This is a genomic window from Cellvibrio sp. (assembly GCF_053579595.1).
On sequence record NZ_JBRFPI010000155.1, the window covers coordinates 1 to 9,735 of the forward strand.

At 48.2% G+C, this 9,735-nt stretch carries 11 protein-coding genes, 1 tRNA gene and 1 pseudogene; 12 read left to right on the top strand and 1 reads right to left on the bottom strand.

Annotated elements, in window-relative coordinates; all coding sequences use genetic code 11:
* The 10 genes from thrS to ACWA6V_RS11095 form a co-directional block, all read left to right on the top strand.
* A partial coding sequence (gene thrS / locus ACWA6V_RS11050) for a threonine--tRNA ligase (protein WP_449522539.1) occupies positions 1-1,212 on the top strand: 1,212 nt, incomplete at its 5' end.
* A 74-nt stretch (positions 1,213-1,286) separates the two neighbouring features.
* Positions 1,287-1,835 (top strand): translation initiation factor IF-3, encoded by a 549-nt coding sequence (gene infC, locus ACWA6V_RS11055; protein WP_081489679.1) that lies wholly within the window; start codon positions 1,287-1,289, stop codon positions 1,833-1,835.
* Between the two features lie 61 nt (positions 1,836-1,896).
* The gene (rpmI, locus tag ACWA6V_RS11060) at positions 1,897-2,094 is read left to right on the top strand and encodes a 50S ribosomal protein L35 (protein ID WP_394984231.1); all 198 of its coding nucleotides are present in this window, start codon (positions 1,897-1,899) and stop codon (positions 2,092-2,094) included.
* Between the two features lie 31 nt (positions 2,095-2,125).
* Positions 2,126-2,485, top strand: coding sequence for a 50S ribosomal protein L20 (gene rplT / locus ACWA6V_RS11065; RefSeq protein ID WP_133685253.1), 360 nt, complete (start codon positions 2,126-2,128; stop codon positions 2,483-2,485).
* A 125-nt stretch (positions 2,486-2,610) separates the two neighbouring features.
* Positions 2,611-3,624 carry a phenylalanine--tRNA ligase subunit alpha gene (gene pheS / locus ACWA6V_RS11070; RefSeq protein WP_449522540.1) on the top strand — a complete coding sequence of 338 codons (1,014 nt, stop codon included), beginning with the start codon at positions 2,611-2,613 and terminating at the stop codon, positions 3,622-3,624.
* Positions 3,625-3,639: 15 nt separating this feature from the next.
* The gene (gene pheT / locus ACWA6V_RS11075) at positions 3,640-6,009 is read left to right on the top strand and encodes a phenylalanine--tRNA ligase subunit beta (protein ID WP_449522541.1); all 2,370 of its coding nucleotides are present in this window, start codon (positions 3,640-3,642) and stop codon (positions 6,007-6,009) included.
* Positions 6,010-6,021: 12 nt separating this feature from the next.
* Positions 6,022-6,330, top strand: a complete 309-nt coding sequence (ihfA, locus tag ACWA6V_RS11080; protein ID WP_007642205.1) for an integration host factor subunit alpha — start codon at positions 6,022-6,024, stop codon at positions 6,328-6,330.
* Positions 6,311-6,670: a MerR family transcriptional regulator gene (locus ACWA6V_RS11085; protein WP_310073876.1), complete on the top strand. Its 360-nt coding sequence runs from the start codon at positions 6,311-6,313 to the stop codon at positions 6,668-6,670. Before ihfA ends, ACWA6V_RS11085 begins: the two co-directional genes overlap by 20 nt.
* 157 nt (positions 6,671-6,827) lie before the next feature.
* A tRNA-Pro gene (locus ACWA6V_RS11090) sits at positions 6,828-6,904 on the top strand.
* 196 nt (positions 6,905-7,100) lie between these two features.
* Entirely contained in the window at positions 7,101-7,850 is a 750-nt protein-coding gene (locus ACWA6V_RS11095) for a SapC family protein (RefSeq protein ID WP_449522542.1), read from the top strand.
* A 102-nt stretch (positions 7,851-7,952) separates the two neighbouring features.
* On the opposite strand, the gene ACWA6V_RS11100 is transcribed toward ACWA6V_RS11095, so the two are convergent.
* Positions 7,953-8,270 (bottom strand): HPF/RaiA family ribosome-associated protein, encoded by a 318-nt coding sequence (locus tag ACWA6V_RS11100; RefSeq protein ID WP_374725280.1) that lies wholly within the window; start codon positions 8,268-8,270, stop codon positions 7,953-7,955.
* 313 nt (positions 8,271-8,583) lie between these two features.
* Between ACWA6V_RS11100 and ACWA6V_RS11105 the strand changes: the two genes are divergently transcribed.
* The gene (locus tag ACWA6V_RS11105) at positions 8,584-9,507 is read left to right on the top strand and encodes a TIGR01777 family oxidoreductase (protein WP_449522543.1); all 924 of its coding nucleotides are present in this window, start codon (positions 8,584-8,586) and stop codon (positions 9,505-9,507) included.
* Between the two features lie 140 nt (positions 9,508-9,647).
* A pseudogene (locus ACWA6V_RS11110) lies at positions 9,648-9,735 on the top strand (Hsp20 family protein); the annotation flags it as partial.

Here is a 9,735-nt window from a genome sequence, read left to right on the forward strand (position 1 = left end):
GCAGCTAAACGCGACCATCGCAAACTGGCGAAGAAATTTGATCTGTTCCACCTGCAAGATGAAGCACCGGGCATGGTGTTTTGGCATCCCAAAGGTTGGACGCTGTGGCAACAGATCGAACAGTACATGCGTGCCAAGCAAAACGAGTGGGGCTATCAGGAAGTCAGAACGCCGCTGATTATGGATCGCACCCTGTGGGAGAAATCCGGCCACTGGGAAAACTATCGCGATAACATGTTTACCACTGAGTCGGAAAAGCGCGACTTTGCAGTTAAGCCGATGAACTGCCCTGGTCATATCCAGATTTTTAACCACGGCCTGCGTTCGCACAAAGATTTGCCACTGCGTTTGGCGGAGTTTGGTTCCTGCCATCGCAATGAAGCTTCAGGTGCGTTGCACGGCATTATGCGTGTGCGCGGTTTTGTGCAGGATGATGCGCATATCTTCTGTACCGAAGAGCAGGTAGTCGGTGAAGTTGCTTCTTTTAACCAAATGCTCAAATCCATCTATGACGATTTTGGTTTTACCGATATCGCTGTAAAACTGTCCCTGCGCCCGGAAAAATATGCCGGCAGTCTGGAAACCTGGAATAAGGCTGAAGAGGGGTTGCGCACAGCGCTGCGTGCTGCTGGTCTGGAATGGGAAGAGTTGCCGGGTGAAGGCGCTTTTTACGGTCCCAAGATCGAATATCAAATTAAAGATGCACTTGGCCGTTCATGGCAGTGCGGCACTATCCAGCTTGACTATGTATTGCCCGAGCGTCTGGATGCGGAATATGTTGCCGAAGATAACGTGCGTAAGCGTCCGGTGATGCTGCATCGTGCTATCCTCGGCTCCTTCGAAAGGTTCCTCGGAATCCTGATCGAACATTACGAAGGTTCTTTCCCGGTTTGGTTGGCGCCAGCCCAGGTTGCGGTCATGAATATCACCGATAACCAGGCCGATTACGTCAAATTAGTGGAAAAAACCCTGCGCGAAAAAGGCATTCGTGTAATTCCGGACTTGAGAAACGAGAAGATCGGCTTTAAAATCCGCGAGCACACAATTCAGCGGGTACCCTACCTGCTCGTCATTGGCGATAAAGAGGTTGAAAATCAATCACTTGCGATTCGCACAAGGGACGGACAAGATTTGGGTGTAATGAATCTGGAAGCTTTCATCGCGCACTTGACCGCCGATATAGCGCGTCGAGGTCGAAATATTTCTGTTTAAAAGAAAGTTTTTTGACTAAAAGACGGCTAAAGCGAAAAAAGATTTGTTCCTATTAATTTATTGGAGATACAACTATCAAACGAGATAACGCTCCCGCGGCCAAAGGCAATTCTAAGAAAGCGCGGATCAACGATCAGATCGAAGCCAAGCAGGTTCGTTTAATCAACGCAGAGGGTGAGCAGGTCGGTATAGTCGCGCTGAGCGATGCACTGGCTCAGGCGCAAGCCGCTACTCTTGACTTGGTGGAGATCGTTGCTGATAGCGATCCAATAGTCTGCAAGATTATGGATTACGGCAAGCATCTGTTTGAAATCAAGAAAACCAAAGCCGCTGCTAAAAAGAAACAAAAGCAGCAGTTGGTGAAGGAAATGAAGTTTCGCCCAGGGACGGAGGAAGCGGATTATCAGGTCAAATTAAAGGCTTTGATGCGCTTCCTGGAGCACGGGGATAAGGCCAAGGTAACGTTAAAGTTCCGTGGCCGCGAGCTCGCCCACCAAGAGCTGGGGATGGAAATGATGCAGCGCATCGAGACCGACCTGGCTGAGATGGGTACCGTTGAGCAGGCTGCCAAGATGGAAGGTAAGCAGCTCACTATGGTCATCGCCCCCAAAAAGAGAAAATAGTCGGGCTTTTAGCTGCCTTGATTATTAATATTATTTACCTAAATGTGTGGAGTTTTATCACATGGCAACTAAAGCTAAAGTACACAGTGGCGCCTCAAAGCGCTTCAAAAAGACTGGCGCAGGTTACAAGTTCAAACACGCTAACAAGAGCCACATCCTGACCAAAATGACGACCAAGCGTAAGCGCCAACTGCGCGGCACTAGCATCGTTGATGCTGCCGATGTACCACGCGTAAAACGTCTGTTCCGTGCTATCTAATAGCGCTAATTAATTTTGAGAGGATTGTAATATGGCCCGTGTTAAGCGTGGTGTAGAGGCGCGTCGTCGTCACAAGAAAGTATTAAAAGCTGCTAAAGGTTATTACGGTGCACGTTCGCGTACATTCCGTGTTGCCAAGCAAGCGGTTATCAAAGCTGGTCAATATGCTTACCGCGATCGTCGCGTTAAAAAGCGTAATTTCCGTGCTCTGTGGATTACTCGTATCAATGCTCAATCTCGCGCTGAAGGCTTGTCCTACAGCCAATTGATTGCTGGCTTGAAAAAGGCGAGCATCGTTCTCGACCGTCGTGTACTGGCTGATCTGGCTGTATATGACAAAGCGGCATTTGCTGCTGTTGTTGCGAAGGCTAAATCAGCTCTGGCTGCTTAATCGTCCAACAACCTCAAGCCCGCAAGGGCTTTTGTGAACGCGATGAAAGGGGAGAGCTTTAGGGTTCTTCCCTTTTTTTATGGCTGTTTTTATTCGATAGTTAACGATTCGTACTGGAAAAGCAGATGGAAAATCTCGCTGCGCTTACCCAAGAAGCGCTCAAACTCGTTGCCGATGCTCAAGATCTGACTGCGCTGGACGCAGTGCGTGTAAATTATCTAGGCAAAAATGGCAGCATCACCGCGTTGATGAAAACGTTGGGTAAATTATCGGCGGAGGAGCGTCCTGCTGCTGGTGCTGAAATCAATAAGGCCAAAGATGCCGTGCAAGACGCGCTCAATGCGCGCAAAGAATTGTTAGAGCAGGCCGCGATCAATGCCAAGCTCGCAAGCGAAGTGGTTGATGTAACCTTGCCTGGCCGCGGTCAGCACACCGGTGGTTTGCATCCGGTAACCCGAACGTTACAACGCATCGAAGAAATTTTTGCTGCCGTGGGTTACAGCGTTGAAGTGGGCCCTGAAATCGAAGATGACTATCATAACTTCGAAGCACTTAATATTCCCTCCCATCACCCCGCACGTGCGATGCACGATACCTTTTACGTGGATGACACCCATGTATTGCGCACCCACACATCACCAGTGCAAGTGCGCACTATGGAAAACAAGCAGCCACCGATCCGGGTAATTTGTCCCGGTCGTGTATATCGCTGCGACTCGGACGTCACTCACTCGCCGATGTTTCATCAGGTCGAAGGTTTGGTGGTCGATAAAAATATCAGTTTTGCCGATCTCAAGGGCACCATGGATCAATTCCTGAAAGCCTTCTTTGAGGCCGATGTGCCGGTTCGTTTCCGTCCCTCCTATTTCCCGTTCACCGAGCCCTCGGCTGAGATGGATATCCAGTGCACCCAGTGCCGTGGCAAAGGCTGCCGCATGTGCAAAAACACGGGTTGGCTGGAAGTGGGTGGGTGCGGCATGGTGCATCCGGAAGTGTTCAAGTCCAGCGGTGTTGATCCTGAGACTTACACCGGTTTTGCATTCGGCATGGGCGTAGAGCGTTTGGCGATGTTGCGTTACGGCGTGAACGACCTGCGTTTGTTCTTTGAGAACGATTTGCGCTTCTTGAAACAGTTTTAACGGAATGAATGAAATATGAAAATCAGTGAATCCTGGCTGCGCGAATGGGTTAACCCAGCCATAGGTACCGATGAGTTAGTTGCCCAGCTCACTATGGCAGGGCTTGAGGTTGATGCCGTTGAAACCGTTGCTGGTGATTTCACCGGCGTGATTGTTGGTGAGATTGTGGGCTGCGAACAACACCCTGATGCCGATAAATTGCGCGTGTGCCAAGTGGCAGGTCTTGAAAGTTTGTCGCAAGTCGTGTGCGGCGCGCCAAATGCACGTGTTGGAATTAAAATTCCATTCGCAACCATTGGTGCAAAACTTCCCGAGTTTGATATCAAGAAAGCCAAGCTACGCGGTGTTGAATCCTTCGGTATGCTTTGCGGTCAGGCTGAATTAAAGGCGGGTGACGATGACTCTGGCGTTTGGGAGTTGGCTGCGGATGCACCAGTAGGTGCCAACCTCCGCGAATATCTCAACCTCGATGACAAGTTGATTGAAGTTGATTTGACCCCTAATCGCAGCGATTGCTTAAGCGTAAAGGGTATAGCGCGCGAAGTGGGTGTGTTGAATCGTGCCCCTGTTTCTGCTCCTGCAATCGCCGCTGTGCCTGCAACTATTTCTGATACATTCCCTGTGAATCTTGAGGCGGGTTACGCGTGCGGCCGTTATGTGGGTCGTGTAATTCGCAATATCGATATTACTCGTCCAAGTCCCGCGTGGTTGCAGGATAAGTTAGTCCGTTCAGGTTTGCGCAGTATTGATGCGGTAGTAGATGTGACTAACTACGTGCTGCTCGAATTAGGCCAGCCCATGCATGCGTTTGATTTGTCCAAACTCAGTAGTGCAATTCATGTGCGTCTGGCGCAGCAGGGTGAATCTATCCAGTTGCTGGATGGGCAAGAGATCAAGCTCAATGCCGACACCATGGTGATCGCCGACCAGCAAAAAGCCTTGGCGATTGCGGGCATTATGGGCGGTAAGGAAAGTGCGGTAAGTGAAGCTACGCGCGATATTTTCCTGGAAAGTGCATTCTTCAATCCGCTGGCGATTGCCGGTCGCGCCCGTTCTTATGGTTTGCATACGGATTCGTCGCATCGCTTTGAGCGCGGCGTAGATTACAGTTTGCAACTGGATGCTATCGAGCGCGCAACAGCATTACTGTTGGAGATTGTGGGTGGTGAGGCTGGTCCTGTTGTTCATGTCACCAACGAGCATCTGCCGCAAGAGCGCCAAGTCACCTTGCGTAAGGCTCGTATTGTTAGCGGCCTAAGTTTGGAAATGGATGATGACGAAGTGGTCGATATTCTTGCGCGCCTGGGTTTGACTTTACAGTCGCAAAACGCAGAAGGCTGGGTGTTTGCTGTTCCCAGTTACCGGTTTGATATTTCCATTGAAGCGGATTTGCTGGAAGAGTTGGCTCGTGTGTACGGCTATAACCGTTTACCCACACGCAGCCTTGCAGCACCACTGGATATAGAACCTCATCCCGAAGCGAAAATGGGCTTGCCTGCATTGCGTAATCAACTTATCGCACGCGGTTACCAAGAGGCGATTACCTACAGCTTTATCGAGCCAAAACTCTCTGCGTTGTTTGATCCGGAAGTGTCGCCAGTTGTGCTGCGCAATCCGATCAGTGCCGATATGGCGGCAATGCGTACTAGTTTGATGCCCGGTTTAGTGAGTGTTCTGCGAAATAACCTGAATCGCCAGCAGAATCGCGTGCGTTTGTTTGAATCGGGTCTACGCTTTGTTCCTTCGGCCGATGGCCTTAAGCAAGAAGCCATGCTTGCGGGTCTTATCTACGGTAGTCGTGCACCTGAGTCTTGGGCAAATGTTGCTGAGTTGGTGGATTTCTTTGATCTCAAGGGTGACCTGAAGTCGCTATTGGCATTAACAGGTGATGAGTCAGCCTTCACTATCAAGGCAGGTTCCCACTCAGCGCTGCATCCTGGTCAAACAGCTGATATTTATCGCGACAATGAGTGGCAGGGCGTTATAGGTGCATTACATCCGAGCCTGCTACAGCAGCTTGATATCCCGCAAGCCGTTTATTTGTTTGAAGTGCGTCTCAGTTCGCTACTGAAAGCGCGAATCCCTGCGTTTACTTCACTGTCGAAATTCCCTGAAGTACGCCGTGATCTGGCCCTTTTGGTTGACCGAGATTTGGCTGCCGACAAACTCTTGACGGCGGTTAAAGATCAGGCAGGTGAGTACCTTATCGACTTAAAGGTATTTGACGTATATATGGGCAAAGGTATTGATCCACATAGAAAAAGTGTTGCAATGGGGTTGACCTTTCAGCATCCTTCACGCACTCTTAATGAAGATGAGATCAACGCCTCCATTGACTCGATTGTTCAGTATCTGGGGGTGAATTTTTCCGCTACCCTCAGATAGGGAATAATAATTATGTCGGACGGTGCTCTGACCAAAGCAGATTTGGCCGAGAAACTTTATGAAGATCTCGGACTCAATAAACGGGAAGCCAAAGAATTGGTGGAACTCTTTTTTGAAGAGATCCGCCATGCTTTGGAAAATAACGAGCAGGTCAAACTTTCTGGCTTCGGCAATTTTGAATTGCGCGATAAAAGCCAGCGTCCGGGCAGGAACCCCAAGACGGGCGAAGAAATTCCTATCAGCGCCCGGCGTGTGGTCACCTTCCGTCCAGGACAAAAACTTAAGGCACGAGTAGAAGCTTATGTTGGAACCGAGTCATAACGACGAACTTCCCGTAATCCCCGGTAAGCGATATTTCACAATTGGTGAAGTCAGTGAATTGTGTGCGGTAAAGCCACATGTGCTGCGCTATTGGGAGCAGGAGTTCCCCCAGTTGAAACCAGTCAAGCGCCGGGGAAATCGCCGTTATTATCAGCGTCAGGATGTGTTGACCATCCGTCAAATCCGCAGTCTGCTTTACGATCAAGGTTTTACCATTGGTGGCGCGCGCCTGCAGATGTCAAGCGAGAGCACCCCATCTGAATCAGGCCAGTTAAATCAATTGGTTGTGCGTATGATTGATGATCTGGAACATCTGCTAGACCTTCTAAAAATCAAATAAGTTTTGCTGAGCAAACAACCACTTTTTCAGGTGGTTGTTTGCTTATTGAGCATCGGTATTAATTCTTAATTCTCTGATTGCATTGGCAATAAATTAAGGTATCATGCCCGTCCTTCGCGATGCGGGATCTGTATTTTGCATCCGTTAGAAAAAATGTCGGAGCGTAGCGCAGTCAGGTAGCGCACTATACTGGGGGTGTAGGGGTCGTGGGTTCAAATCCCGCCGTTCCGACCATTTTTTACATAAGATTCAATAGCTTAAAAGCCCGCTTTGTCAGCGGGCTTTTTTGTTTCTGTCATTTAAGTCCGTCCCAAGGGCAATTAATAGCCTGCTAGTGGCAGGCGCTTGTGAAAGTGCTACCATGCGCCCCTATTTTATTTTCATCCCTGATTTTTCATCTCAAGCCGAGACAATAAATAGAGGTATCCTCGTGGCAAAACAACTCATGATTTATGACAACATTCAACCACTGTCATCAGATATCCATCGCAACTGGTCTGTGCAGGTTGATAATTACTCATTTGTAGCGCATATGATTTCTGCCCCTCTTCTGGCGACAGAAATCCCATTTGCAGCGAGTGAATTTCCGATTGTATTTTCAGCAACCGCAAATGAGGGTGAATATATTCCCTTGGCAATTATGGGGCTGAAAGAGGGTGAAAATCTGTCTTTGGATGAAAACTTCCAGTTCACTTCGCGTTATATCCCTGCATTTATCCGTCGCTATCCATTTGTATTGGGCGGTGATAAGGATGCGGACACAATGGCTCTGTGTATTGACGCCGATAGTAAAACCGTATTAAAGGATGGCAGTAAAGGTCGTCGCTTGTTTGAAGAAAATGGCGAGCAGTCACCACATTTAAAAGAAGTGGTAGAGTTCCTTAAGGATTATCAGTACCGCGCTGAAATGACAAAAGTTTTCTGCAAGCGTCTGCATGAGTTAAATTTGCTTGAACCTATGCAGGCGAATATCACCTTTAAAGGCCGCGAAGAATCGAATATGAATTTGATGGGCTTTTATGTAGTCAAGCGTGAAAAACTAAAAGCCTTGGGTGATGCAGAAGCCTTGGACTTATTCAAAAAAGACGGTTTGGAATTGATTTATAGCCATATGCAATCACTGGCCAACTTGAATCATCTGATCAGCAAAAAATCAGCCAAGCTGGGTGTTGCAAGCTAAGAAAGCGATTCTACGTAGTAGGTAAGTCAGAGCCGGGATCAGAAATGATCCCGGCTTTTTCATTTGTGGGAAATGAAATCGTTAGGCGCTTTAGCCTGAGGTTTAGCGAGTGTTGCGTTGACGAGCTACCAGCTGTTTAACTTTGCGCTCTGCGCTTGAGAATGCATCGCGAACGGCGACGTGAATTGATTCATCATTCTGGGTAATTGCCAAGGGATGACCAACGATATCCAGCTCAATAGAGGCGCGGAATTGTTTACCTTTGTGTTTGTGATGGTGGGGTGTATCGAGAACGACGCGGCTATGAACTATCTGGTCGGTGTAGCGGCTGAGTTTTTCGAGCTTCTTGGTGATAATTTCGTTTAGTGCAGCAGATGAGTCAAAATCACGATATACAACGTCGACAGCAGGTTTCATCATAAGGCTCCTTAACGTTTATGTTAGGGGGGCTGGGATTCCGCACTGAGTTCCGCGAACAATCCCGACCCTCCCTATCTATATTGGTGATCTCCTGCTGAATAGCAAGTTTTTTATTAAAATTCTCTAATAACATTTTGATCTTTTGTTAGTTGTTAATGGTATTAGCTGCCATAAGCGTTAACTTTTCCGGAAAAATTCCATCGGGCTTTGATCTGTTTACGCTAGTGTGGAGTAAATTGATTAAGTGTGTCTGACTTCATTCGGTTCTGGTAGTCAGTTGATTTACATCAGCTTATTTCTGTGAGGATTTATTGTGGCAAGTGACTCGGTAAAGTCGGGGAACGTTTTGATTACCGGTGGTACAGGATTTATTGGTCGCCATCTTTGCGATTACTTGCTTGAACAAGGTTATCAACTTTGGGTGTTGAGCCGTAATCCAGTAGCTGCGCGCAATTTGCTGAATGCGAAAGTCAATGTTGTTGGAAGCCTGAGTGAGTTGGCGACTGTTGATTTTGCTGCGCTGATTAATCTTGCGGGAGAGTCCCTGGCATCGGCACGTTGGAGCGATAAAACCAAACAAAAATTCAGGGCGAGCCGCGTAGATTTCACCCATAGTCTGTTCGATTTTTTTGCCCGTATTGGTCGGTTCCCTAAAGTCTTACTGAATGCGAGCGCGGTAGGCTTTTACGGCAATTGCGTTGATCGTTTGGTTGATGAACGGGAAAATGCGGGTAATGATTTTGCGGCACAATTGTGTTGCGATTGGGAGGCTGCTGCGCTGCGTTTTGAAGTTAATGGTGTGCGGGTCTGCAGGATGCGTTTTGGGATAGTGCTGGAGCGTGATGGTGGTGCGCTCAAACAAATGCTGCCAGCGTTTCGTATGGGGTTGGGAGGGCGGATGGGAACGGGGCGTCATTATATGCCCTGGATTCATCGCCATGATTTGCTGAGGCTGATGCTTTTTTTACTGCAACAAGAGCGGGCTTCTGGAGTATTTAATGTGGTCGCTCCCGAGCCAGTGACAAACCTTCAATTTACTGCGTTACTTGCGCAAAGTTTACATCGCCCCGCGTTACTACCTATGCCAGAGTCGGTATTGCGTCTCTTGTTTGGTGAAATGGCCGATGCATTATTGTTGTCGGGCCAGCGGGTGGTGCCTGCGGCTGCACAGTCGCTGGGGTTTGAGTTTGAATATCCCCACCTGCAACAGGCATTCACTGCCATCTTCAAAAAATAATTTTTTATATCCTCTTGAAATGGTTTTGTAGATCCCTATCTCATTTGTGTGATGGCTCGGTAGAGGATCACATAAACCTTTAATGACTTGATCGTTTAGATAAGTCGCTACTTTATATTGCTCAAATGAGGATATTGGATATGCGTAATTTTGATTTTACTCCGCTGTATCGTTCTGCAATCGGTTTTGATCGCATGGCTAATCTTTTAGATAATCTTTCTCGTGCAG

Coding starts and splice junctions, on each gene's coding strand:
- rpmI (WP_394984231.1), top strand. CDS start 1,897: ATGGCAACTAAAGCTAAAGTACACAGTGGCGCCTCAAAGCGCTTCAAA.
- ACWA6V_RS11085 (WP_310073876.1), top strand. CDS start 6,311: ATGTTGGAACCGAGTCATAACGACGAACTTCCCGTAATCCCCGGTAAG.
- pheT (WP_449522541.1), top strand. CDS start 3,640: ATGAAAATCAGTGAATCCTGGCTGCGCGAATGGGTTAACCCAGCCATA.
- pheS (WP_449522540.1), top strand. CDS start 2,611: ATGGAAAATCTCGCTGCGCTTACCCAAGAAGCGCTCAAACTCGTTGCC.
- rplT (WP_133685253.1), top strand. CDS start 2,126: ATGGCCCGTGTTAAGCGTGGTGTAGAGGCGCGTCGTCGTCACAAGAAA.
- ACWA6V_RS11100 (WP_374725280.1), bottom strand. CDS start 8,270: ATGATGAAACCTGCTGTCGACGTTGTATATCGTGATTTTGACTCATCT.
- ihfA (WP_007642205.1), top strand. CDS start 6,022: ATGTCGGACGGTGCTCTGACCAAAGCAGATTTGGCCGAGAAACTTTAT.